Genomic DNA, 26636 nt, shown 5'->3' with positions numbered 1-26636 from the left:
GGTCAATAGTAAATATTTGGTATTTTGATTTTTTCTATTGAACACTTCTATCCCATCATGAAATATAGACACGCAAGCAGCTTGCCACACGCTACCGCCCATAACAAAAATAAAGCAAACAAATGATTTTATAGTGAGAAAGGAGTAATGGCTATAACTCTTGACCATTGACTCTTGACCATTGACTCTTGACAAATGACATCCATCATAGTTCTCACCGTAGCTGCAATTTTAGATTTCTTAATAGGTGATCCTTGGGGTTGGCCTCATCCAGTACAAATGATGGGATGGGTAATTTCTCGTTTCACGAAATTGGCGTTACATATATGTCAAAATTCCATAACACAAAGAATTGCCGGAATTTTTCTGGGAATGATTTTAATCATTGGTAGTGGCTGCATAGGTTGGTTAATAATTCAACTTGCCAGATACTTACATCCACTATTAGCAATAGTCATAGAAAGTATTATCCTTGCCAGTTGTTTTGCATTGAAAAGTTTACGAAACGCTGCAACTGATGTTTTACAACCTTTAATAGCGGGAAATTTATCAGCGGCGCGTCAGGCTTTAAGTAATTATGTTGGTCGAGATACCCAAAATTTGTCAGAAGCAGAAATTTTGCGTGCTGTTTTAGAAACCGTCACCGAAAATGCTACCGATGGAGTTATGGCTCCACTTTTTTATGCCATTGTTGGTGCTTGTGTACCAAATTTGGGTGCAGTGCCTTTGGCTTTGGCATATAAAGCCAGCAGTACCCTCGATTCAATGGTGGGTTATAAGGAAGCACCTTACACTTATTTAGGCTGGTTTAGTGCCAGGTTAGAAGATTATTTAACTTGGTTACCTTGTCGGTTAACAGTGATGACCTTGGCATTATTGTCAGGTAAACCATTGCTGGTTTGGCGCATTTGTCGCAGAGATGCCATTTTAGACCCCAGTCCCAACTCTGGTTGGAGTGAATGTGCTTATGCGGCGATTTTAGGTGTGCAGATGGGAGGGACAAATTGGTATCGGGGCGTAGCCAAGGAAAAACCTTTGTTAGGAGATGCTATTTACCCGATTACGCCGACTAGTATTCATCAGGCGTTGCAATTAACTCGCTACTGTTTTTTATTGTGGTTAGGAATAGCGATCGCTATACTATTCTTGCTCCCAAACAGGTGATGATATAAGTAATAAGTCAATGGTCAATAGTCCATAGTTAGAATTGACCTTTGACTGTTGAGTATTGACCTTATCCTATGTGTGCAAAAGTAGTTGAAATTCTCTCATCAGAAGACCTACGGCGTACCTTAAACCGCCTAGCTTCCCAAATTGTCGAACGGACGCGTGATTTATCCCAACTGGTACTTATGGGTATTTATACCAGAGGAGTACCCTTAGCAGAATCATTGGCAAGGCAAATTGAGGCACTTGAAGGTGTAACCGTACCTGTGGGAGCCTTGGATATCACTTTTTATCGAGATGACCTTGACAAAATTGGGTTGCGGACTCCTGCCAAAACCAACATTCCTTTTGACTTGACTGGAAAAACTGTTGTCCTTGTCGATGATGTGATTTTCAAAGGTAGAACAATTCGTGCTGCTTTGAACGCTGTCACTGAGTATGGTAGACCAGAAATCATTCGTTTAGCTGTTTTAGTAGACCGGGGTCATCGAGAACTCCCAATTCAAGCCGATTTTGTTGGGAAACAATTACCCACAGCCAAAGAAGAAGTAGTCAAAGTTTACTTACAAGATTTAGACGGACGAGATGCAGTAGAGTTAATTGGAGATTAATCAACGAACAAATGACCATTGACTATTGACTTTTAATTATCACTTTTAATCACACTAATAGCTTCTAATAACTGATTAGCTGTGTAAGGTTTAGATAAAAAAGCTTTAATCCCGATACCATAAGCGGCATCCACCTTATCGCTAGAAGCCAGGCCACTGATGGCAATAATCTTGACATCAGGGTTAATTTTTTGCAGTGTGCGGATAGTGGTGAGACCATCCATAGACGGCATTACCATATCTGTCAATACTAGAGAGATTTCGTCTCGATGTTCAGCATATAAGGCTATGGCCTCAATACCGTCGCTGGCTGTGATGGCTTTGTAGTTATAACTTTCTAGAGATGTTTTGGTAATACAGCAGATTTGAGGTTCATGAGGTACAGTAGCAGCAATTAGTAAACCAATTTTTTAGATGCTTTGGATCAACTAGTTTCAGCGCAATTTTAATTAAACCATCAACGACAGATGCACTCTTGGGAGAAAATTGTTTCAGAAAAGCTTTTAATTGTGACCACCAATGTTCAATTGGATTGAATTCAGGAGAATAAGGAGATAGATAAAGAACACTTGCTCCCACTCCTTCAATCAAAAGCTGAATCTCTTCGACTTTATGAGCAGGTAGATTATCCATTACAACGACTGCACCAACCCATAATTGCGGAAGTAAAAAATGTTCTACAAAAACTTTATATGCATCTCCATCCATTGAGCCGTTTAAAGTCATCACCGCTAAAACTTTCTTTAAGCTAATTCCTCCGATTACACTTATTTTTGCTCCCCGGTAATATGGTTTAAAATTATACGCTCTAGTGCCGCGCTCGCTTCTTTGATGAGTCCTAGTTAAGCCAAGTAAAACACCCATTTCATCTATAAATACAAGGTTTTCTGGGTCTACTTGCTTTACTTTCTCCCAATACTCTATTCTCAGTTTTTGGACTCTTTCTGTTTTTCCTTGGCTGCTACGCAAAGTCTTTTTTTTCGAGTTAATTTTTGTTTTTGTAATGCACAACACATCACACTTGCACACACCCAAACGTTGTATTTTTCTCCAAAATATTCGCAATATTCCAATAAAGTTGCATCTGGGTAAATTTGAACCATTTCGGCTAATTCGCTCGCGAAATCATCTAGCCTACCCTTCATGGCTCCACCTTGCTTTTTGGGTTCTAGATGTCCTTGCACTCTATGAAGTTGGATTAGCTTTTGCACATAGCTTTTTGCTACACCAAATTGCACAGCAACCTTTCTTATTGAAGTACCACCCTTTTCGTAAGTATTTACTATTTTTTCTCGTAAATCGATTGAGTATGCTTTCATTTTAAGTCTTGATGCACCAATACTATGTGTACCTCATTTACCTCGAAAGTGCTGTATCTCGAATCGCAGCTTCATCATCAACAATTAAAATTAGTTCACCGTTACCGCGAGGAAATACTGGTTCTACTTCTTCTGAAGTTTCTGTGATTTGCTGTGCTGGTAAATATACTTTAAATTGACTACCTTTTCCTTCTTCACTGTAGACATTGATAAAACCACCGTGGTTTTTAACAATTCCGAGTACGGTCGAAAGTCCCAGTCCAGTACCTTTACCAAGTTCTTTAGTAGTAAAAAATGGCTCGAAGATGCGGTCTAATATTTCTGCTGAAATTCCAATACCTGTATCAATGACAGAAATTACAACATAAGGGCCAACTTTAGCGTCAATATGCATCTTGGCATAGTTTTCATCAATTAAGAGATTTTCGGCGGTAATTTTCAACATACCGCCATTGAGCATGGCATCACGAGCATTAACGCACAAATTCATCAGTACTTGGTGTAGTTGGGTAGCATCACCAGAGATTACCCATAAGTTTTGTGGTAGTCGAGTAGTAATTTCTATAGTTTTAGGAAAGGTTTCTTTAACAATATGCTGAATTTCGTTGATTAAATGCTTGAATTGCAACAGGGTACGTTCTCCCTCAATACCCCGCGTAAAAGATAATACTTGCTTGACCAAGTGCGCCCCACGTTTGGCATTGGTCGTTAATATTGGTAGTAGTCTGCGAGAACGCTCATCTTGTAACTGTGCTTCTAAAAGTTGGGCGGTCATCAAAATTGGTGCTAAGACATTATTCAGGTCGTGAGCGATACCACTGGCTAATGTGCCAATACTTTCTAATCTTTGCGCCCGCAGAAATTGCGCTTCTAGTTGTTGTTTTTGGGTAATATCAGTATTTACTACTAAAATTGCTTGCGGTTGGTGTGCAAAATCTCGCACGAGTGTCCAACGGCTTTCGACAATAATTTTTTTGTTGGTTGTTGTGGTTTGGTGTAATTCTCCTTGCCAGGAGCCATTTTTCATTAATAACCGTAACGCTTCTTGCAGGCGAGACAAGTTTTTTTCTTGCCACAGTTCTTGGGTTTTTTTACCAATTACTTCGTCTTTTGACCAGCCGTATAAAGTTTCAGCAGCTTTGTTCCAAAATAAAATTTTGTCATCTAAATCACGCACAAAAATTGCATCGGTGGCGACATCAAGTAATGCGGCTTGTTCGCGGATTTTTTGTTCTGTTTGTTTGCGTTCGATGGCGTAACGAATGGAACGCTCTAATAAAGGTGCTGTTAACTGACTTTTTTCTAAATAATCGGCTGCGCCGGCTTTCATTGCTTCGATGTCAATTTCTCTATCACCTTGACCTGTGAGCAAAATTATCGGTGCAGAACAGCCGTTAGCCACTGCTTCGCGTAAAAGTTCTAGTCCGTTGTGGATGCCTAAACGATAATCTACTAGATAGATATCATGTTGATTTTGGGCGATCGCATTTTTTGCATCTGCATAATTATCTACCCATGACAACTCGCAGCCAGCTACTTGAAATTCACCGAACCAATCACGAGTCAAAATATAATCATCTTCGTCATCGTCAATTAGCAGAACTCTGATTGGGTTTTTGTTCATTTCTTCCTCCGGCTACTGCTAGTGGTAATTCCACAATTTCAAACCAGTATTTCCCTAACGTTTTCATGAGTTCCACTAAGGCAGAAAATGTCATAGGTTTGACTATGTAAGAATTAGCACCCAAACTGTAAGTGTGATAAATATTTTCTTCTGCCTTTGAGGTTGTCAGGACAATAACAGGAATTGGTCGTAGTTCGGGGTCAGTTTTAATTTCTTTGAGTACCTCCAATCCGTCTTTTTTGGGCATATTCAAATCTAGTAAAATCAACCCAGGACGTGGAGCAAGGTTGCTATTTGCGTATTGACCACGCCGATAAAGATAATCCATCAATTCTTCACCATTACTCACTGTATGTAAATCGATTGGCAATTGACTGACTGTTATTGCCTCACGGATTAACAAACTGTCATCTTCATCATCATCAGCCATTAAGATGGTCACGGTTGCTTGCCGACCCTTCACTGTGTAATTTCTCCTGATAGATATAGTTATTAGTATGAATTAAAGCTTGAAAAAATTTTCATATTATCAATTCTGAATTCAGTTTGGAATATCAGGTCAAAATTTCCACCATCATTTGATCATAAACTGCTAAAGTTCTGGTTTAAAGCAGATATTTGCCTCCTGGTATTTATTCTTTAGCCTACCGCATTCATTCTAGTTTTTGGGTTTCAAGTTAGGAATTATGTAACTTTTTCGCTGAATTTCTCCTGATTCAAGGATATATTTGTTTAATAAAGCTTATTTTTGGGAGTTTTAGTAATCCCTCTCCAGAAAGAAAAATTATGTAGGAGAATTAATTGGCAAAGTGACAATAAATTTCGTGCCTTGGCCTGGGTTACTTTGAGCAGTAATTCTGCCAAAATGGCGTTCGGCAATTTTGCGGCAGATAGTTAGGCCAATACCTGTACCTTCGTATTCTCGGCGACCATGTAACCTTTGAAAAATTTGAAAGATGCGATCGCTATATTTCTGTTCAAATCCAATACCATTATCTTCGACAATAATTTGGCAAAACTCCAAACCAACAACTAATTGATTTGATTGATTGTTTAAATGTTGACTATAGATTTTGACTATAGGTGGCACTTGTGGACGGTGAAATTTCAAAGCATTACCAATCAGATTTTGCATTAATTGGCGCATTTGTAGCGGATCGGCGTTAATAGTGGGTAAATCTCCAATCTCTATGGTTGCGCCTGTTTGCTGTATTAACACTTCTAAATCCGACAATACCTCTTGGGTAATTTGAGTTAAATTCACTGATATGGAAGGTTGCGCTCTAGTTGTCACCCGTGAAAGTGTTAACAAACCTTCGATTAATGTCTGCATTCGCAAAACGGCATTCTGCATTCGCTCTAGATAATCATTTGCCGGTGCGGGTAAAGAGTCGCCACAGGTACTCATGAGGCGTTCGCTAAAGGTTTTAATTTTCCGTAGTGGTTCTTGTAAATCGTGGGAGGCGATGAAGGCAAATTGTTGCAGTTCTTCGTTAGAACGGCTGAGTTCTTGACGTTGACGAGTTTCGGTTTCTAAAATTTGGCTTTGGGCTAAAGCAATGCCGATTTGATCTGCTAGTTGTTGCAACAGTTCAATTTCCCAGTGATTCCATTGGCGGGGATGGGCGCACTGATGGGCTACTAGTAAGCCCCAGATTTGATTTTGCCGAAAAATTGGTACAGAAAGGTTAGCTTGGACAGCAAATTGTCGCAGTAGTTGAAGGTGAGGCGAAAGAATTTTGGCTTGCTCTTGGTCTACGTTACTAATAGCACTAACTGCTCCTTGATGGTATTTCAAAAGACAAAGCTCGCCAAAAGCTGGTTCTTGAATTTCTAGTCCCAAAGCCACTGGTAAACCGGGAACCACAGCTTCCTTCAGGGTAATGGCTGTGCCATTTGACCGCAGTCGCAAAATCAACACTCGGTCTGCATGAAGTAATTTTTGTACTTCCGTCACACTGGTTTGTAAAATTTCGTCAATTTGTAAAGACTGACGAATTTTTAAGGTGATATCAGCAAATAATTGCGATCGCAAGCTTTGCCATTGCAATTGCGCCTGTACCCGCTTGCGTTCTGTGATGTCCATCATTGCGCCAATCATCCTGATTGGTTTACCTGTCTGGTCATGGACAACATAAGCTCGATCCAAAAGGTAAGCATAGGAATTATCATGGCGACGAAAGCGGTATTCATTCGACCAGAATTGTTGACCACTTTCAATAGCAGCCCACATATCAGTATCAATTCTTTGTTTATCGTCTGGATGTATGCGTTCATACCACCAAGATAGATCAGCATTCAATTCTGCCAATGGATAACCAAACAGTGTTTTTACAGCTTGATTCCACCAAACTTGATTGGTTAGCAAATCCCAATCCCAGATCACATCATTAGTTGCACGGGTAACTATTTGAAAACGCTCTTCGCTTTGCCGTAGTTCGGCTTCTGCTTGTTTACGCTTAGTAATATCTATAACTATGCCAGGCATCCGCACAGGTTGCCCAGATGCATTCCGCAATACTACTCCTTTGCTGGCCATCCAGCGAATGCTACCATCCGGCAGTACAATGCGAAATTCCAGATCGTACTCGGCTTCTGTTTGAACAGCTTGCATAACTGAGTTATGGACAAAATCGCGGTCTTGGGGATGAACGTAGTTTAAAAAAGTTTCATACCTACCATCAAAAGTACCTTTTTCCAAGCCAAACAATGCTTCCTTGTTGTCTGACCAAGTAAATGTATTGTTGGTAATATCCCAGTCCCAAGTACCCATACGAGCGGCTTCTAGGGCAATATTAATTTGAGTTTCCCGTAGTTGCGCCTGTTCGGTTTGCTGCCGTAATTGCTTGATGGCGCGAGATGCTGCCAACAGATGACGGATTCTGTGCGATAGTACTACCCATTGAATTGGTTTAGTAATATAGTCGATCGCACCCACAGCAAAGGCTCGTTCTACTGCTGCTGGCTCGTAAGCAGCGGTAATCATTAAGACTGGTGTGTCTTGAATATGAGGAAGTGTTTGCAATTGAGCGCAGCAGGTAAATCCATCCATGACTGGCATAATGGCATCTAGTAGCACCAGATCTGGTTGTAAACAAGTGTAGGCAGTAATCGCTTCACAACCATTACTGGCTTCTACCACTTGATATCCGGCATATTCCATCAGTTCACGCAGTTGAATGCGTGTGATATCGTCATCATCGACAATCAGAATCAGAGCAGAATCTTGATTAGTCATGGGTGATTAGGAATGAGGCATGAATTTTTGCTCCTTGCTTGCCCTACTGTGAGTTTATTCATTTATCAGGCTTGATGCAGAATTTTATGCAGAATTTGCAGTAATTCTGGCGTTGTGTAGGGTTTGGGTAAAAAGGCAATTTGCGGAGATTCTGCATTAGTAGGTACTTGCTCACTAGTAGCTAGTCCACTGACAGCAATGATGGGGATTTGAGAGTTCATATTTTGTAATTTCCGAATGGTGGTGGCTCCATCCATATTGGGCATCATCATATCGATAATTACGGCACTAATTTTATTTTGATGCTGGATATAAATTGCGATCGCTTCCATACCATCACTCGCACAAATTGTTTGGTAATTATAATTTTCTAGAGAGGATGCAGTAATTTCCCGAATTGCTGTCTCGTCATCAACAATCAAAATCCATTGTCCTTGACCTTTGGGTATTTCTACATCTACCCCTGTCTCAGTGACATCTGTATTCACTGCTGGTAAGTAAACTTTAAATGTTGTGCCTTTGCCGATATAACTGGACACGGTAATAAAACCACCATGTCCTTTAATAATGCCCATGACTGTTGATAAACCTAGCCCTGTACCTTTACCAAATTCTTTTGTGGTAAAAAATGGTTCAAATATTCTATCTAATAAAGCACTATTAATACCAATGCCAGTATCACTAACTGTTAAGACAATATATGCACCAATTTGAGCATCCAGATGTATTTGGATATAATCTTCATCAATCAAGATATTTTCGGCTAATATGCTCAAAGTCCCGCCTGTGGGCATAGCATCACGGGCATTAACACATAAATTAATCAACACTTGATGTAATTGGGTGCTATCCCCGCAAACTGGCGCTAAATCTGGCTGAATTTCTGCAATAACTTCAATCGATTTGGGAAAAGTTTGTTGAATAATTTGCTGAATATCCCGAATCAGGTGCTTAACTTGAATTATGGTGCGATCGCCTTCAGTTCCCCGCACAAACGAAAGTACTTGTTTAACTAAATTAGCACCACGTTTGACATTAGTTTCGACAATAGATAATATCTGATGATGATTTTGCCCTGGCACTGGATTTTTCAATAACTGTACAGCCATTAAAATTGGCGATAAAACATTATTTAAATCGTGAGCAATGCCACTGGCAAGAGTGCCAATACTTTCCATCCGTTGGTTGCGTAAAAATTGCTTTTCTAGTTGTTTGCGCTGGGTAATATCAGTGTCTACAACTAAAATAGATTTTGCTTGATTGTGTTCATCGCGTACCAATGCCCAGCGACTTTCAACAATCACTTTTTTGCCAGAACGGTTTGTTTTATGCAATTCTCCTTGCCAACAACCATGTTCTAAAACTGTATTGCGAATTTCCAAGTATTGCGGCAAAGAAGAATAATTTAATAGTTGATTGGCATTTTGCCCAAGTGCTTCTTCCGTTGTCCAACCGTAAAGATGAGCAGCGCTTTGATTCCAAAGTAAAATTTTATCTGATAAATCTCGTAAAATAATTGCGTCTGTAGCTACATCTATTAATGCTGCTTGTTCGCGCAGTTGTTGTTCTGTTTGTTTCTGAGGGGAAATATCTTCTACTATATAGGCAAACTGCGATCGCCCAGATGAACTCCCGGCAATTACCGAGATGGTTGCTGACAAGTATTTTCTACCTTGAGGAGTATCATACACATCTTCAAACTTCACAGGTAATTGGGTTTTTTCTGCTTGGTAAAAGTAATGTCGCCACTGCTGTAAATAAGAATGTGCGATACCGAGTTTCTGTTCACAGCAATTTTGCATTGCTTTTGGGGTAAGTCCAAAAAACTCCGCCGCACTCTGGTTATCAGAAATATGCAAAATATCATTTTCGACTAATTCCACAATGCCCATCATCATCGGCGCACTATTGAAGAAACTGTGAAGGGTAGATTTACTTTCGTGCAGTGCTACTTGTGCTTGCTCATATTCTGTTTTGATATCGAATATTTCCGCCAAATTCCGCCGGATTTCTAATTGTTTGACTACCAAGCGACTAATAGCTTGCAGTGATTCTAGCTGTTTTATGCTCATTTGGCGTGGTATTGTGTCTACTACACACAAAGTACCAATCGCTTCTCCTCCGGGCGCAAATAAAGGCACACCAGCATAAAATCTGACATAAGGCTCTGATGTGACGACTACTTCTGTGGCAAACTGTGCATCTAACATAGTGTCAGGAATCAACAAAGTAGCTTTTTGCTCAATACAAAAGCGACAAAAGCCAATATCCACAGGCATTTGCTGAACATCTAACCCTACTTTAGCTTTGAACCATTGACGGTCAGCATCAATAAAATTAATTAAGGCTATAGGTGTGTCACAAATCTGTGCCGCTAAAGATACCAGATCATCAAATGCTTGTTCTGGTGCAGTATCCAGAATTTGATACTGCTGTAAAGCCTCTAGCCTTGCTACTTCATGTTGACACACTAAAGTTTTCATTACATTTTTCCTAAATATTTATTGAATTACTGCTTGCTCTATCATTGATTTGAGTTCTTGAAAGTCCTAATTTAATCTCTGGCATCATTATCAACAAGCTCAACAAATTGTCATCATGACCTTGATGCCAGATATGAATCCCAAAGAAAAATTGTAAAAGTGCTGATACTAAAGTGTTGTTGGCCATAAGTTTGGTTTTAGCTGCTATGTTCACTAACTTAAGCTTATTTGGTAACCCAAATAAAAAGTTACTACTGAATAAATTTGGTAGTGAACGCACTCTAGCCCAAGCAGACCAATCAGCGGAACTAAATAAAATACTCAGCAGATTTTATCATTTTAATTATAGTAATATTCCTTAAGAGGGATGACAAAACAAGTTCGATTTGAAGTAAATTTACCCCAAATTTCTGAAATTTCAGTCAGTATTCCGAGTCTGTCTTGATCAAGAGCTACCACACTCTTTTGTCCCAAAATTTACTAATACAAAGGAGACAAAGCATTTTGCCTCAGCGCAATATACTTAATAGTGGCTATGCTGACTTATAGGACTGATACACAAAAGTTAATTGTTGAGATTAGGGAGCCAGCATCCGTAACAAGCGCGACAGTCGCGTGACTGGCGTTGTCAGGGTTTTGCTGACTTACACCATTTCACGCAAATCCTGATACAAATTCATTGGTTGTTGACTCTTTCCCCCTGCCCCCTGCTCCCATGCGGCCTATTTGTATCACACTTAAAATGAAACGGTATTACACCGTACACCTGTCTCAACAGCGGATCTTTCTGTCTCGCTGCATCAGTCTTGACTTATACAAATTATTATTTATCAAATTTGTTATGACCAATACATTTACTGCGCCAGTTCAGCCAAGAATCGAAGATAGTTTTGCTATTACCTTTGCCCCATTATCCCTGGAGGAAATCTACGCCAAGGCTGATGATCCGGCTAACGGTGCTGTGGTGGTGATGAGTGGAATGGTACGCAATAATACTGATGGTCAAGCTGTCGTGGCTTTAGAATATCAAGCTTACGAACCAATGGCAATGCGGGTGTTTTGTCAAATTGCTGCTGATATCCGCTCGTTTTGGCCTGATGTCAATCGAGTCGTGATTCATCATCGCATTGGACGGTTACAAGTTGGAGAAATCAGCGTTTTAGTTGCAGTTGGCTGTCCCCATCGGAGTGAAGCTTTTGAAGCGTGTCGCTATGCTATTGATACCCTCAAACATAACGCGCCAATTTGGAAAAAAGAACACTGGCAAAATGGTTCTAGCACTTGGGTAAGTATTGGTGCTTGCGAACAGTCAGGACAAAATTGCTAAAATTCCCGAAGTGGTTGCCTATGCCCATGTTTCGTCTAGAGAACAGGCAGAAAATTCGGCAGCATTAGCTCAGCAAATAGCTCGTCTTCAGGAGTTAGCTGCTAAAAGTAACAGATAAAATTTTAACTCTATTTGAGCGGGACAATTCTATTAAAATAAGTCGAGTTGGAAGAAGATAAAACCCAAAGCCTTATCTTTAGAATCTCCTGCTAACCATACAGTGTAGCAGGAGAGAATGTCAAGAATAAATTGAACTACTCTTTATTACAAGAATATGCCAATTCATGGTTTTCTTGTAGTAAAGCTTTACGCAACAGAGGTGGCGCATCACCATTCAGGCTTTTGACTAACATATGCAAAATATCGGGAACTGTATCATATTCTTGCGCTCTGACAATAGTTATACCCTGCTTAATTAACTTATTGCCTGCTGGCTTACCAATAGCCTTAACATACAGAATTTTACAGTCAATAATTGCTTCCATTTTGGGTGTAATCTTATCTTCATGGGCAGCTTCTTCTAAGTCACCTTCAAAAACTAAAGTTTCAACAAATTCAAATCCATCTTTTGTTACTTCATAGACATCAATTTCTTTCGCAACACCAAAATGAGTGTTAATGTGAGTACCATCGCTAGTAGTAAAAGCTACTTTCATTGATTTGCTCCGTCAAAAATTAATTGTTGTTTGTAAGTTCATCAACTTTCATACCCCCACCCTCCACTGTTTGCTAATCCCAAGGATCAGGCTGTCTAATTTGCTCCCACACAGGACTATACAAAGCTTCATAAAATTCTTGTGCCATTGTTAGCATTCCTGCATAACCAGCATAGGCGTGATGGCGTTCATGGTTAACATCTAAAAAAGGAATCTTTGCTTTCAGTGCTGTATATTGATTACTGGCTCCAGCAACTAAAATATCGGCTTTTGTATCGTCTATTACTTGTAGTAAAGCCTTGGGGCTACCCTTGGCTAAAACCATGCCATTTTGACCAAGTAATTGCTTAATTTTGGCTTTTTCATCTTGTGTATTCTTTCTATCACTAGTAGCAACAACTTCCATCCCCAAGTTTTTTGCTGCTAAGATAATTGACCAACTCTTTACGCCACCACTATAAAGAACAATGCGCTTACCCTGTAGTTGAGAACGATAAAAAGTTAAGGCAATATTTAACGCTTCTGTTTCCTCAGCGATTAACCATTCAGTTCGTTCTTGTAGGTATTTATCACCTAATGCTGCGGCAATATTTCGCAAGCAACGATTAATATTTTCTACACCATAAAAAGATTCTTCAATGTAAGGAATTCCATAACGCTCCTGCATTTTCTGTGCCATTTGTAGTGATACATTTGAGCAAATTACTACATTTAATTTGGCACGATGAGCATAGCAAATTTCTTGATAATGAGCATCACCCGTAATTTTGCTCAGAACCCGAATACCTAATTTCTTGAGAAGTGGTAAAATATTCCAAATTTCACCAGCAACATTGTAGTCTCCAATAATATTAATATCGAATGGTGTAGTGAATTCTGGCTCCGCCGTTCCTACTACATATTCTAATAAAGCTTCGCCACCAATGCGATTTCCTAAATTCTTACTTCCAAGAAATCCAGGTGCATCTATATAAATAACTGGAATACCAACTTGATGTGCCGCGTGCTTACAAATAGTTTCTATATCATCACCAATCAAAGCAGTAACACAAGTAGCATAGACAAAAATAGCAGCAGGATTGTAGCGTTGAGCAATTTCCTGAATTGCCTTATCAAGTTTTTTTTCACCACCAAAAATAATATTATTCTCACCTAAATCAGTAGAAAAGCCCATTTGATATAGTTGAGAATTAGAAGATAAACTACCACGACTACCCCAAGGGTTGCGGGTACAACTAACAGGCCCGTGTACTAAATGAGCCACATCAGTAATTGGGCCAAGCGCAACCATCGCCCCTTCAAAAGGACAATTACCTTGGGCTACGCCTGGTTTGGGTGGTTTTTTACAAGGTTTAATTTTCTTGCTCTGCAATTTTTTGACGTTATATTCGCAGGCTATTTCGTTGAGTAATTGATTGATTTGTTCTTGTGTCTGTTTCATTGCTTTTTTCTTGTCAGATGATATGGGTGAAGAGGTAGTAATGCGGAAGTACAACAAGAAAAATTTAATTTATAAACAGCAGACTCACAATAAAAAGATATATTACAGTCTGCTTATTCACAAACTTTTATAGTGCTGGAGTCTGCTGGTTTAGAAGAGGAAAGATAGGGGAATAGAGAGTAAAAAGAGCAAGCACAATAACTCTACAAAAAGAAAGGAGTCGGATGGTTTACTTCATATCCCCTATCAGCAAAACACTATTACAGGCTAATTTACTTTGACCTAGTTGTAATTACTTTGATGTTGAGTAAATTTATTTGGGTTTAATACAGCACAGAACAAATAAACTCACCATCTAAAACAGCCTTGTAACTTCTTGATTGCAGCACGAATGAGGTAAGAAGTTTACTAAGACTGCGAGAACTAACTCAATAGCACCTCTAAGAAAAATAGCTAAGTCTTGTAGTTCTGAAGAAAGACTTGTTGCTGTTTTTATCCTTTAATGCAAGCATAGCATACATTTTGCTAATTTACTTGCTATTGGGATTTTTCTGCAAAAAATCGGAGATTTTGTAAAAATGCCTACCAAAATCCTTGTTTTGGCAAGTTAAATTAACATTATGCTAAAATAATTGCTAAATAAATATGCTGCGATCGCAAATACTCATTTCTAAAATGCGAGTTTCCTATCCTATCAGGACTTACTCGCAAAAATTGTATGTTGAGACCGCGTTTAAAGGTTTAGAGGTGTCAGGATTTTTGCTCTCCTACAACACCTTGATTTTTGGTATCACTGCGTAAGTTCTAAAATTACGAAGTCATTCATGATGTTAGTTGAGTGTTATGTAGTATTTTCTAGTCGGCTGATGTACAAATTTATCTGCGGTTAATTTATTTTTTCTTATAGGACTCATATTTGATTTCTGAAAAAAATCAGTACACCCAGATCAGGCTTCTTTCCTACTCCCTACTCCCCATTCCCTACTCCCTGCGTACACAACTAGATTCAGGAATCAAACCGTATTCCTATAGTTTTAATCACTATTCAAAATCAAAAAACCCTCCGAAACAATATATGCCAAGAAAAGACCAAGGTTGGATCACATTTCAAGCTTCGCAGGAAGAACGAGAACTTTTAGAAGAATTATGTAGAAAATCTCAACGTACCAAAACGGAAATCTTGCGGGAATTAGTTAGAGGTCTCAATAATTATTCTCCACACTTAAAGCAATCAAAATCAATTAGAAAGCAACCAAATAAATATACTCGGAACACCTTGGTCAAAGATATTGAAGTCAGTTCTCGTAACATCATTAAAGGAGTGATTACGCAAGTACTTCGTACAGATTTAAATACTGAAGTGATTTAAAAATATCTAATACATTACAGTTAATATCAGTCATCACTAATGCGCCCGCAGATGAATTAGGTTTAGATGAAGGAATAGAAGCTTATGCAGTGATTAACTCTAATAATATTGTCATTGTTAAAACAGAATCCATCAATGGAGGTAAATTGGAAGTGCCTACAATGCTTGTTTGAAAAAACAGTAAACAAGCCACAGAATTAGGAAAAAGCAAGCCACAAATAATTAATCGATAAACATCTATCTAGATTTTGTGTGCATTTGGATGAATATTTAGAAACTTATCAATCATGTTATTTCTCATGTTACTTTAGTGAAAACATGGGAAAATTTGTGTGTTGACCAAGAAAAAAATATTTATATATTTATTTTTGTCAACTGTTACTCTAGTTACTATTGCTCGGATTCAGAAATACTAATATTTAATTAGTTGAAGCATAAAGAATTGTTTTGTTAATTTTCTCCATCCTAATCATTTTGAATATCAATACTAAGGATTGCAAGAATCTAAATATTTTTATTTAGTAGCATTCCGCAATTAACATTAAATATCTAGTTTTTAATTCGTTTTGTTGTAATGTGGCTAAAAATTTAGCCATGATTCAGGCAATCTTGCTCATCTTTTGTTGATTGCTGGTCGAAGTTTATCTCCATTTTGAATTTTAGTTACTTACATCATGCACTGATACAAGTCAGTGTAGAACAGCAATTTTGTTATCAGATTTGGTGCGATCGCACCTGTTTTACCAATTTGCAAATCAGCAAAGGAGAATAAAGGAATGCCACTAAAACTATTAAAGTGCGACGAATCAATTCCCGAAAGAGAAAAACACGTATACATCAAAGAAAAAGGCGAAGACACCACCCAATTTCTCCCCCTATCCAACATCGAAACCATCCCCGGCTCACTCTCAGAACGTGGATGTAGCTACTGCGGCGCCAAACTCGTCATCGGTGGCGTACTCAAAGACACCATCCAAATGATACACGGCCCCATCGGTTGCGCCTACGACACCTGGCACACCAAACGCTACCCCAGCGACAACGGTAACTTTCAACTCAAATATGTCTGGTCATCAGACATGAAAGAATCCCACATCGTCTTCGGTGGCGAAAAACAACTCCGCAAATCCATCATCGAAGCCTTTGCGGAATTCCCCGACATCAAACGGATGATCGTCTACACCACCTGCGCCACCGCCTTAATTGGTGATGACATCAAAGCCGTCGTCAAAAGCGCCCAGCAAGAACTCGGTGACGTAGACATCTTCTGCGTCGAATGTCCTGGATTTGCAGGTGTGAGCCAATCCAAAGGACACCACGTCCTCAACATCGCCTGGATTAACGAAAAAGTCGGCACACTAGAGCCAGAAATCACCTCACCCTACACCATCAACGTCATCGGTGACTACAACATCCAAGGTGACACCTTCGTCCTAGAGAAGTACATGGAAAAAATGGGCATTCAAATCATCGCCCACTTCACCGGAAATGGTACTTATGACTCCTTGCGGGGGATGCACAGAGCGCAACTCAACGTTACCAACTGTGCGCGTTCGGCTGGTTATATCGCCAACGAACTCAAAAAGAGATATGGTATTCCGCGTCTAGACGTAGACACCTGGGGTTTTGACTATTGCCAAGAAGCATTACGGAAAATCGGTGCATTCTTCGGGATTGAAGACAGAGCCGAAGCTGTAATTGCAGAAGAAGTCGCCAAATACCAAGACAAAATGAATTGGTACAAGGAACGACTCACAGGCAAAAAAGTCTGTATTTGGACAGGTGGCCCCAGACTATGGCACTGGACAAAGGCTCTAGAAGATGACTTAGGAATGCAAGTAGTATCCATGTCCTCCAAGTTCGGACACCAAGAAGACTTTGAGAAGGTGATTGCCAGAGGTCAAGAAGGCACAATCTATATTGATGATGGTAATGAATTGGAGTTCTTTGAAGTTCTGGAGATGATTCGTCCTGATGTGGTGTTGACTGGGCCACGGGTGGGTGCGTTAGTTAAGAAGTTGCACTTGCCTTATGTCAATGGTCACGGTTATCACAATGGGCCATACATGGGCTTTGAGGGTGCTGTGAATATGGCCAGGGATTTGTACAATGCCATTTATTCTCCTTTGATGCAGCTTGCTGCTTTTGATGTTCGTGATGAGCAAATACAAGACGCAGAATTAAATTTACCCCGTGTATTTGAGCAGCAAAATCACATCACTGCGGACATCCAAACAACCGACGAAATCTTAATTAAAGAAGTAACAATCATGGAAATATCTAGTGAACCAAGTTATGGTGTCACAAACTTGTCTAATACCGAATACTTGAATTTAAATTTCACTCACAAAAATGGGAAAGTTATGGAAAGCAATCTAGAACAATTGAAATCTGTTGATATTACCTCTAGTGAAGTCATCACAGAAGCGAAAATTTTACCAGTTGAGTCTCAGTCATTACCAAGTAATCAAAAACAATCACCAGAATGGTTACAAATTCTCCGAGAATATTGGGGATTTTTCCGAAAAATTCCTCAGTTATTTGGTAAGTTTTATCAGGAAGTTAAACGAATAGTTGCTGGTATTGCTTTAACTATTGGGCTATTGTTTACAGTCAAGTTACTTTTGGTTTTACTGTATACAATCAATGACATTCCTTTTATCAATCTAGCTTTCGAGTTTGTGGGAATTGTTTATGTTGTCTGGTTTGTTTTGCGATATCTGCTGAAAGCTAATTCCCGCCGAGAATTAGCAACAAAAATTCAACAGGTGCAGCAAGAAGTTGTTTATGGAAAAGATTTAGAAGTCTGAAGTGTGAAATTAAGAGACTTAATGTCTTACCTCTAACCCCTTCCCTTGTTGGGAAGGGATGTAATATTTGCAGTACAAATTTATCTGTGTAGCTTGCAACAAGACGCTGCTATGAACATCAGAAATATCTTGAGTCTGAGTGCGATCGCACTGACATCAACTGTTGGTAGTCTGGGACTAGGACGAATAGCATATTATTGGCTACCTACTCAAGCCACAGCAGAATCACGCCTCATTGATGATGTAATTAGTTTCTTAATCACCATCGGCTCATTTATCTTTCTCGGAGTTATCGGAGTCCTGATTTATTCGTTAGTTTTGCATCGAGCCGATAACTCTGATATTACTGATGGTTCTCCTATTGAGGGAAATATCACCCTCGAAATTATCTGGACAGCAATTCCTATCTTCTTAGTGTTTTGGATTGCAGGTTATAGCTATCAAATCTATGAGGGTATGGGTATTCAAAGAAAAGAAACTTTTACACAATCCCATATCCTCACGGATGAACAAGCAACAGAAAATACTCCCCAAAATCAAGATGTAGCAACAGATAAGCATAATGTGTGAACAGTGGACTTAATTAAATAAATCAGAACTAAAAATTGGAGAATACATGATGAATTTTCTCTCAGATACGGTGATGCTATCGCGTCTTCAATTTGCCGTCACCAGCATCTTTCACATGTTTTGGCCTATCCTTACCATTGGGATGTCTTGGTATTTATTTGTTGTCGAGATTTTATGGCTAAAAACCAAAAATCCTACTTTTTATCACCATGCACGTTTTTGGTCAAAACTCTACATTCTCAATTTTGGCTTAGGTGTGGCTTCTGGTGTGGCGATTGAATTTGAATTTGGTGCAAACTGGGCTCCATTTTCTTTAGCTGTGGGTGATTTTTTAGGCAGTATTTTAGGCTTTGAAGGTACGATGGCCTTTATGCTAGAAGCTGCTTTTTTGGGGATTATGATTTATGGCTGGAATAAAATACCACCACTGATGCACCTCTTCGCAACGTTATGTGTAGCGGTTGGTGCTAGTCTCTCATCTTTCTGGATTATTGTTGCTAACTCTTGGATGCAAACACCAGCCGGTGGGGAAATGGTGGATGGTAAATTTCTGGTTCACAGTTATCTAGAAGCCATTTTTAACCCCGCAGCTTTGAATAGCTGGTTTCACATGATCTTGGCGATTCTAGAAACCGCTTTGTTTGTGATTGGTGGGATTAGTGCTTGGTACATTCTCAACAAGCATTATCAAGAGTTTTTTAGTAAGTCTTTCAAGATTGCGATCGCACTTGCTATTCTTGTCACACCCCTACAAATTGTCGTTGGTCACTTCAGTGGTGAGGAAGTATACCACAACCAACCCAGTAAATTAGCTGCGATCGAGGCTTTATGGGACACTGTACCCGCAGGTGAATCAGCACCTTGGAATGTGTTAGTTGCACCTAACGACAAAGAAAACAAGAACAATTGGTCACTCAGTGTCCCAAATGGTTTAAGTATGGTATTGGAAATGAAACCCAAACTTTCTGAACCTGTACTGGGTTTAAATGAGTGGAAACCAGAAGACCGACCCCATGCAGTTTCCCTGATATTCTATACCTTCCGCATCATGGTAGGTATTGCCTTCTTTTTCTTGGGCTTGATGGGTGTCAGCGTCGTCCAATGGTTGCGCGGTAAGCTGAGTGTGGAAAATATCACTACCCAAACTTGGTTAATGCGGGCGTGGATATTAGCTGCACCCTTGGGTTATGTCGCCGTCGAATCTGGTTGGATGGTACGAGAAGTTGGTAGACAACCTTGGATTGTGTATGGACAAATTCGCACAGCCGATGCTGTTTCTAATGTCCCAGCCAGCAACGTCTTAATTTCACTCCTGGGTTACACCAGTATCTATCTATTATTGTTGGGTTGCGCCTTATACTTTGGTCGTCGGATAGTTCTTCAAGGGCCAAACTTAGGTGTTCCTTTACCACATCAAAGTTTACAACACAGCAACACCATACAAATCAGCGAAACCGTACACAATTAATACCCAAAAAATACAACTCTCATGGAATCCGTAAGCACCACTCTACCACTACTTTGGTTTGGACTTGTTGCCCTGTTCCTCACCTTGTACTTAATTACCGATGGCTTTGATTTAGGCGTAGGAATTTTGACCCTAACTGCTGCTAACGAAGGACGACGGGGGATCATTATCAACACCCTCAGCACCGTTTGGGATGCTAATGAAACTTGGCTAGTATGTACAGGGGGTTTGTTGTATGGAGCTTTCCCCCTGGCTTACGCTACTATCGTTAATGCCCTCTACATTCCGATTACCTTGATGGTGATTGGGTTTATCTTCCGCGCCGTCGCCTTTGAATTTCGGGAACATTCCCTAGACAAAACCTTTTGGAATATTGGTTTTGGTGGAGGTAGTTTGTTAGTAGCTTTCTCTCAAGGATTAGTATTAGGCGGCGTAATTGCGGGAATTAAAGTTGATGCAGCCGGAAACTTTATTGGTGGGACTTGGGATTGGTTGAATTTACCATCAATATTAGTAGCATTAACAGTAGTTCAAGGCTATGTTTTGATTGGTTCAACTTATTTGATTGCGAAGACAGAAGGTGAATTAAAACGATATCACTACATCACCGCTAAATTTAGTGCCATCACCACATTTATTGGGGCAATGGCGTTAACAATTGCTACACCAATGTTTTACGAACAAGTCAAAGAAAGGCTATTTCACCAACCGGAATTAGTCATATTTGCGGCTATTCCCCTGTTAGCGACCGTTGCAGTAGGACTACTGATGAATAGTATCAATCAACGCCAAGAAATCATGCCTTTTGTTTGGACAATTGTGGTTTTCTTAATCACTATTTTGGCGTTGGCTTTCGTCGTATTTCCTTACATTATTCCTTTCCAAATCACAATCTATCAGGCTTCTTCCTCTTTGAGTTCCCAAGCCTTCATGATTGCTTTCATCGGGTTTTTTGTCCCGATTCTACTGTTCTACAACATCTATCTTTACCGAGTATTTAGAGGTAAGGTTGTTAGTCCTCATTATGGGGAGTAAAAACGCAGAGTCACGCTGAGGTAAGCGGAGGTACGCGGAGTTCTCTTACTCTCTGCGTCTCCGCGTGAAACAAATTCCTTTCGATCGGTGAACGTCTATGCGGAAGATTGCTATTTACGGTAAAGGGGGCATTGGTAAATCTACAACTATTCAAAATATGGTAGCTGGTTTAGTGGAAATAGAGCGTAAGGTGATGGTGGTTGGGTGCGACTCTAAGGCTGATTCTACCAGGCTGTTGTTAGGAGGATTACACCCAAAGATTGTTTTAGATACCTTACGTCAAGAATCAGGCGATTTGCATTTAGAAGATTTATGCAAAGAAGGCTGGGGTAAGACCTTTTGTGTGGAATCTGGCGGCCCTGAACCTGGGGTGGGATGTACAGGTAGGGGTGTAATTACATCCATTGGCTTGTTAGAACAACTGGGTGCTTACGATGAAAAACTCCAACTTGATTACACTTTTTATGATGGTTTGGGTAGTGTGGTGTGCGGTGGCTTTGTAATGCCGATGCGGGAAAGAAAGGCACAAGAAGTTTATATCGTTACTTCTGGCGAAATTATGGCTATGTACACCACTAACAATATCTGTCGGGGGATTCACAAATATGCGGTTATTGGCGGTGTGCGGCTGGGAGGCTTAATTTGCAACTCTCGCAATATTGAGCAAGAAGATGATTTAGTTCAGGCTTTTGCGGAACAATTAGGAACTCAAATGATTGCCTTTATTCCCAGAGACAACATCGTACAGCAAGCGGAATTTTATAGTCAGACGGTGATTGAGTATGCATCTCATTGCGAACAAGCACAGCATTACCGTCACTTAGCCAAAGCAATTGACCAAAACACAAATTTTGTCATTCCCAAACCTTTATCTGATGAACAGCTAGAAAAACTGTTGGTAAATTCGGGAGTTTTGAGCGTCTAAATATTTTCTCATATTCATAACGCGATGTACGACTTATTCTTGAAACCCCTCTCCAAACCTCTCCCCGAAGCGGAGAGAGGCTTTGAATCTTGCTCCCCTTCCCTATGAGGGAAGGGGTTGGGGGTTAGGTTTGAGAAAAATTTGCACACGGCGTATTCGGCGTATTCATAGTAATCCTCAATGATTTACAAACATCTCTCTCCCTTGTCTCTTGCCATCTTCCCTCACACCCACATATTCTAAATCAAGGAACATTTTGATGATGCTGACTGAAGAAACCTTAGTTGAAAAATTTACTACCTTAGTTAAAGAACGCTGTCCTGAACTAAATACTTTGCTGCCATATTGCCATGTCGAACTTGTCTACTCTTATTGGGGAAGACCGCAAAAACTTCTACAATATTTTGTGATTTTTGCTCCTCATCAAGTTTTTGCTACGGTTAATGGTTTTACCGGAACTTTTAGAAGTGTCGCTCAAGATATGGGAATAGCAAATGCTCTTTGTATGAATGCTACACGCATTATCCGCGATCGCTGTTCCACATTAAAGCAAAAAGACCCAGTACTATGGTTAGAACTCCAATTATTGGTATCACAGTATTTAGAACAGTAGGACTTATACATGAGTTCTTCTCCCCTAAAATCCTACACTCCTTTTCCTAAAAGAATAAAACTTACAAAAATCTGTAACTGCATATACATTACTGATAGAAAATCCAAGTATAAAAAGTTTTTCCCTTGGCAATTATTTTGGCAATATGTATGCTAAACTTGCGTTAAGGGGGAATAAAAACCAGTAAATCAATTGAAATCAAGTGCAACTTATTTGCCGCAGATATTAAAGATTCGGCAAGTAAGGCAATATGCGTGTAGTCATCCAAACGCAATCATCAGTCTTCTTAGATATGTACTAGAAGGCTGTGCTATTACCTAGGCAGTTTTAATTTGCCTGTGGTAGCTTCTTGTCACGGAGAGATAGAGTTTCATGAAGCTAGATGTCAATATCTGCAACAACCTCAAGTCAATCAGAACGCGTTTAGGAATGAGTCAGCAAGACTTGGCTAATATCGCTGGCGTAACTCGTCAGACTATTAGTGGTGTAGAATCTGGACAATATGCACCTTCTATTGCCATCACCCTGCGTTTAGCTAAAGCATTGGGTTGCCAAGTCGAAAACTTATTCTGGATAGAGGACGATTTACCCGAAGTTGAGGCGGTTCTTGCTAAACCAGTTCCCACTGGCAATCAACTGAGAGTTAGTTTAGCACGGGTTGGCGGTCAATGGATAGCTTACCCCCTCGTGGGCAAGGAAGCTTTTCGGATGGAAATGATCCCTGCTGACGGCAAAGCAGAGAGTCAGACACATACGAATAAAGTCCAAGTAAGCCTGCTTGATGATTTAGACAAACTGCAAAATACGGTTGTCATCGCCGGTTGTACGCCAGTCATTTCCTTTTTAGCCAGAGCGACTGAACGCTGGCACCCCCAGCTACGGGTTCATTATCACTTTGCTAATAGTATGGCAGCCTTGCGTAGTTTAAACCGGGGTGAGGTTCACATTGCAGGGATGCACTTGTACGACCCGCAAACAGGAGAACATAACATTCCTTTTGCGCGGGAAGTTTTAGGTGGTAGAAGTGCAGTTTTAATTACTTTGGGGATTTGGGAAGAAGGACTGGTAGTTGCACCAGGAAATCCAATGGAAATTCAATCCTTATCTGATTTGGTGAGACTCAAAGCGACAATCATTAACCGCGAACCAGGTTCTGGTAGTCGGATGCTTTTAGAACGCAAACTAAAAGAAGAAGAGGTATCAGCAACCGTAATTCCAGGATATGAACATATTGTTCATAGTCATCAAGATGTGGCTTTATCTATAGCCGCAGGTATCGCCGATGCTGGGGTGAGTACGGCTTCTGTGGCGGCGGCTTTTGGTTTGGGATTTATCCCCTTGCATCAAGCACGATATGACTTGGTGATTCTCAAAGAATACTTGGAAGAAGCACCAGTACAGCAATTTTTGAGTATCTTGGGACATCGCCTGGTGCAATCACAATTAGAGGTTCTAGGTGGTTATGACATCAGCGACATTGGCGAAGTTGTCGCAACTATTTAATCGGGATTGTGTGAGAAGTAGCGGGAAGTCCCAATCAAGGAATTTTCCCCTTCCCCTACACCCCTGTACCCTTTGGAAATCAAGAGGGTAAAGGGTTGGAGGCGATTTAATTTTTCTGGAAATGGTTTTGTTGTTTCATCGCGTTCTACTCAGAGTTAAACCATTGGTCATTTATTTACTATGAACAATCAGGTTATTTACATTAACGATACAACCTTGCGAGATGGAGAACAGGCGGCTGGTATAGCCTTTAATGTTGAAGAAAAAATTGCGATCGCCTCTCTACTCGATTCTATAGGTGTCCACGAATTAGAAGTTGGCATTCCCGCAATGGGACATGAAGAAGCAGAATCGATTACAAGGATTGCCAATCTCGGATTAAATGCCAAACTACTTGGCTGGAATCGGGCGAATTTGTCAGATATTCAAGCATCTATCGATTGTGGTTTGGATAGAGTTCATGTTTCTGTTCCCGTCTCCGATATTCAGATAGCCGCTAAATTCAAAGGACAACGACAGTTAGTCTTAGATAAACTACGAGATGCAATTAATTTTGCCTGCGATCGCGGTTTATCTGTCTCTGTTGGTGGTGAAGATTCTTCGAGAGCCGATGAATCCTTTCTCTTAGAACTTGCCCAATCTGCCCAAGAATGGGGCGCGTTTCGGTTTCGCTTCTGTGATACTGTAGGAATCCTCGACCCCACAACCACCTACAAAAAAGTTAGCCATCTAGTATCGCACCTATCAATTGTCATCGAAATGCACACACATGACGACTTTGGTATGGCCTTGGCGAACACCTTAGCCGGTGTGAAAGCTGGCGCAATATCTGTGAATACCACCGTCAATGGTATAGGTGAACGAGCCGGAAATGCACCTTTAGAAGAAGTAGTGATGGGACTCAAATATCTCTACGATATACCCACAGGAATTGATACCAAAAGACTCGTAGAAGTATCAAAATTAGTCTCCAAAGCTACTAATTTCCCTGTCCTTCCTTGGAAAGCGATCGTCGGTGAAAATACCTTTGCACACGAATCAGGGATTCATGCTCATGGCGTGCTGCAAAACCCCATCACCTATGAACCATTTGCACCAGAAGATGTAGGTTGGGAACGACGTTTAGTAGTAGGTAAACATTCCGGTCGTCATCTCCTACTCAGTGTCCTGCAACAACACGGTATTACCCTCGGTCAAGCCGAAATTCAATCAGTATTAGATGCAGTACGTCATCAATCAGTCAAAACTAAACGCAGCCTCACCGTTGAAGAACTACTAAGTTTAGTTCCCCAAAGATAATACTGTTTAACTTTAAGTCTGATACAAATAGACCGCAAGGGGGCAGGGAGCAGGGGGAAATTATCTCTCTAGACTGCAATTAATTCTGTAATTAATACTTCCTGAGTCAGGAAAAAGACTCAGCATTTCATAAACTTATCAACTATAAAAATTGCGTTTCTTTTTCTTCTTACCTTTGCGTCTTTGCGCCTTTGCGTGAGACAAATCCTATTCTCAATTAACAACGCTATCTGTGTAAATCCTGAGAGGTTATATGGTTCAAAGAAGATTCGTCATTGCAGCTTTAGCTTCTTGTTTAGCAATTGTAACTACTAACACTAGTAACTTATTAACACCACAAGCAAATGCTCAATCTGCGAGAAATCGTAATGTCATTGTCGCCATGACAACTAGCATCGAAGATAGTGGATTGCTTGATGATTTAGTCCCAGCATTTGAGAAAAAAACAGGCTATCGACTCAAAAAAGTTGCAGTAGGAACTGGACAAGCATTAGCTTTAGCAGAAAAAGGCGAAGTTGACGCACTATTTGTCAATTCACCCAAAGCCGAACGCAAAGTTTTACAAGGTGGTGCAGTGACTAATCGCCACTTGGTTATGCACAACGACTTTGTAATTGTGGGGCCAGGTAATCCTGATAAGGCGAAGATTCGAGGTAGCAAAAATGCTGTGCAAGCGTTTAATGCAATTGCCAAAAACCAAGCATTATTTGTATCAAGAGGTGATGATTCAGGTACAAATAAATTAGAAAAAGATTTATGGCAACAAGCTAATATTAACCCTGCTGGTATTTGGTATCAACAAACAGGGTCAGGAATGGCAAAAACTTTACAAGTTGCTAATCAAAAACTGGGATATACATTAGCAGATAGGGCAACATATATATTTCAGAAAAAGAATCTTAATTCCTTACAGGTATTGGTAGAAGGAGACAGGAAATTATTAAATCTCTACCATGTGATGCAAGTAAATCCGCAGAAATTCTCCAGAGTCAATAATGCAGGAGCTAAAGCATTTATTGATTTTGTTTTATCTTCTGAAGGACAGAGAATAATTGCTGCTCATGGTAGGCAAGAATTTGGACAGCCATTGTTTTTTGTTGATGGGGGTAAGAGTGAAAAGGATTATGGGTTTTAGCGATTAGGCCTGTTGCATCAATACTTTGGTGTTGCTGAAAATA

Annotated in this window: 20 protein-coding genes and 4 pseudogenes; 14 read left to right on the top strand and 10 right to left on the bottom strand. The window is 40.1% G+C overall.

The features are described 5' to 3' along the window. Positions 1-195: 195 nt before the first annotated feature. Entirely contained in the window at positions 196-1164 is a 969-nt protein-coding gene (cbiB, locus tag ACMX3D_RS29925) for an adenosylcobinamide-phosphate synthase CbiB (protein WP_482749380.1), read from the top strand. Between the two features lie 77 nt (positions 1165-1241). After that, positions 1242-1778: a bifunctional pyr operon transcriptional regulator/uracil phosphoribosyltransferase PyrR gene (gene pyrR, locus ACMX3D_RS29920; protein WP_482749379.1), complete on the top strand. Its 537-nt coding sequence runs from the start codon at positions 1242-1244 to the stop codon at positions 1776-1778. Between the two features lie 32 nt (positions 1779-1810). Here the strand turns inward: pyrR and ACMX3D_RS29915 are convergent. The 8 genes and pseudogenes from ACMX3D_RS29915 to ACMX3D_RS29880 all read right to left on the bottom strand — a co-directional run. Next, positions 1811-2143: pseudogene (locus tag ACMX3D_RS29915) on the bottom strand (response regulator); the annotation flags it as partial. A gap of 7 nt (positions 2144-2150) precedes the next feature. Beyond that, positions 2151-2747 carry a transposase gene (locus tag ACMX3D_RS29910; RefSeq protein WP_482747408.1) on the bottom strand — a complete coding sequence of 199 codons (597 nt, stop codon included), beginning with the start codon at positions 2745-2747 and terminating at the stop codon, positions 2151-2153. Then, positions 2705-3097, bottom strand: coding sequence for a helix-turn-helix domain-containing protein (locus tag ACMX3D_RS29905; protein ID WP_482747409.1), 393 nt, complete (start codon positions 3095-3097; stop codon positions 2705-2707). The genes ACMX3D_RS29910 and ACMX3D_RS29905 overlap by 43 nt, the downstream gene beginning before the upstream one ends. 55 nt (positions 3098-3152) lie before the next feature. Further along, a pseudogene (locus ACMX3D_RS29900) lies at positions 3153-4721 on the bottom strand (hybrid sensor histidine kinase/response regulator); the annotation flags it as partial. Then, on the bottom strand, positions 4687-5184 hold the full coding sequence (locus ACMX3D_RS29895; protein ID WP_482749378.1) for a response regulator: 498 nt from the start codon (positions 5182-5184) through the stop codon (positions 4687-4689). The gene ACMX3D_RS29895 and the pseudogene ACMX3D_RS29900, both read right to left, overlap by 35 nt. Before the next feature lie 321 nt (positions 5185-5505). Beyond that, positions 5506-7959: a PAS domain-containing protein gene (locus tag ACMX3D_RS29890; RefSeq protein ID WP_482749377.1), complete on the bottom strand. Its 2454-nt coding sequence runs from the start codon at positions 7957-7959 to the stop codon at positions 5506-5508. Between the two features lie 65 nt (positions 7960-8024). Further along, positions 8025-10442, bottom strand: a complete 2418-nt coding sequence (locus tag ACMX3D_RS29885) for a hybrid sensor histidine kinase/response regulator (protein ID WP_482749376.1) — start codon at positions 10440-10442, stop codon at positions 8025-8027. A gap of 10 nt (positions 10443-10452) precedes the next feature. Further along, the gene (locus tag ACMX3D_RS29880) at positions 10453-10656 is read right to left on the bottom strand and encodes a hypothetical protein (RefSeq protein ID WP_482749375.1); all 204 of its coding nucleotides are present in this window, start codon (positions 10654-10656) and stop codon (positions 10453-10455) included. Positions 10657-11283: 627 nt separating this feature from the next. Here ACMX3D_RS29880 and ACMX3D_RS29875 point away from each other — a divergent pair. Both ACMX3D_RS29875 and ACMX3D_RS29870 read left to right on the top strand, forming a co-directional pair. Further along, positions 11284-11769 carry a molybdenum cofactor biosynthesis protein MoaE gene (locus ACMX3D_RS29875; RefSeq protein WP_482749374.1) on the top strand — a complete coding sequence of 162 codons (486 nt, stop codon included), beginning with the start codon at positions 11284-11286 and terminating at the stop codon, positions 11767-11769. After that, entirely contained in the window at positions 11738-11887 is a 150-nt protein-coding gene (locus ACMX3D_RS29870; RefSeq protein ID WP_482749373.1) for a hypothetical protein, read from the top strand. The genes ACMX3D_RS29875 and ACMX3D_RS29870 overlap by 32 nt, the downstream gene beginning before the upstream one ends. Positions 11888-12023: 136 nt before the next feature. Here ACMX3D_RS29870 and nifX read toward each other — a convergent pair whose 3' ends face one another. Continuing rightward, positions 12024-12425 carry a nitrogen fixation protein NifX gene (gene nifX / locus ACMX3D_RS29865; RefSeq protein ID WP_482749372.1) on the bottom strand — a complete coding sequence of 134 codons (402 nt, stop codon included), beginning with the start codon at positions 12423-12425 and terminating at the stop codon, positions 12024-12026. Between the two features lie 73 nt (positions 12426-12498). Then, the gene (gene nifE, locus ACMX3D_RS29860; protein WP_482749371.1) at positions 12499-13866 is read right to left on the bottom strand and encodes a nitrogenase iron-molybdenum cofactor biosynthesis protein NifE; all 1368 of its coding nucleotides are present in this window, start codon (positions 13864-13866) and stop codon (positions 12499-12501) included. A 1075-nt stretch (positions 13867-14941) separates the two neighbouring features. Here nifE and ACMX3D_RS29855 point away from each other — a divergent pair. The 10 genes and pseudogenes from ACMX3D_RS29855 (at position 14942) to ACMX3D_RS29810 (ending at position 26593) form a co-directional block, all read left to right on the top strand. Continuing rightward, positions 14942-15408 (top strand): annotated as a pseudogene (locus tag ACMX3D_RS29855) (TOBE domain-containing protein). Positions 15409-16011: 603 nt separating this feature from the next. Continuing rightward, positions 16012-18045 (top strand): nitrogenase vanadium-iron protein, alpha chain, encoded by a 2034-nt coding sequence (gene vnfD / locus ACMX3D_RS29850; protein ID WP_482749370.1) that lies wholly within the window; start codon positions 16012-16014, stop codon positions 18043-18045. A gap of 111 nt (positions 18046-18156) precedes the next feature. Further along, positions 18157-18517 (top strand): annotated as a pseudogene (locus ACMX3D_RS29845) (cytochrome c oxidase subunit II transmembrane domain-containing protein); the annotation flags it as partial. A gap of 147 nt (positions 18518-18664) precedes the next feature. Further along, entirely contained in the window at positions 18665-20083 is a 1419-nt protein-coding gene (locus ACMX3D_RS29840) for a cytochrome ubiquinol oxidase subunit I (protein ID WP_482752457.1), read from the top strand. A gap of 21 nt (positions 20084-20104) precedes the next feature. Continuing rightward, entirely contained in the window at positions 20105-21118 is a 1014-nt protein-coding gene (gene cydB, locus ACMX3D_RS29835; RefSeq protein ID WP_482749369.1) for a cytochrome d ubiquinol oxidase subunit II, read from the top strand. A 97-nt stretch (positions 21119-21215) separates the two neighbouring features. Further along, complete coding sequence (nifH, locus tag ACMX3D_RS29830) at positions 21216-22043, top strand: nitrogenase iron protein (protein WP_482749368.1); 828 nt, start codon at positions 21216-21218, stop codon at positions 22041-22043. 259 nt (positions 22044-22302) lie between these two features. Next, a complete protein-coding gene (locus tag ACMX3D_RS29825) occupies positions 22303-22656 on the top strand; it encodes a hypothetical protein (RefSeq protein ID WP_482749367.1) in 354 nt (117 codons plus the stop codon). Between the two features lie 372 nt (positions 22657-23028). Then, a complete protein-coding gene (locus tag ACMX3D_RS29820) occupies positions 23029-24159 on the top strand; it encodes a substrate-binding domain-containing protein (RefSeq protein ID WP_482749366.1) in 1131 nt (376 codons plus the stop codon). Between the two features lie 180 nt (positions 24160-24339). After that, the gene (gene nifV, locus ACMX3D_RS29815) at positions 24340-25458 is read left to right on the top strand and encodes a homocitrate synthase (RefSeq protein WP_482749365.1); all 1119 of its coding nucleotides are present in this window, start codon (positions 24340-24342) and stop codon (positions 25456-25458) included. A 253-nt stretch (positions 25459-25711) separates the two neighbouring features. Then, positions 25712-26593 carry an ABC transporter substrate-binding protein gene (locus ACMX3D_RS29810; RefSeq protein WP_482749364.1) on the top strand — a complete coding sequence of 294 codons (882 nt, stop codon included), beginning with the start codon at positions 25712-25714 and terminating at the stop codon, positions 26591-26593. Positions 26594-26636 lie beyond the last annotated feature (43 nt).

The sequence above is a fragment of the Anabaena sp. TISTR 8404 genome (genome assembly GCF_056847745.1).
This window is presented reverse-complemented; position numbering and strand designations above follow the sequence as displayed.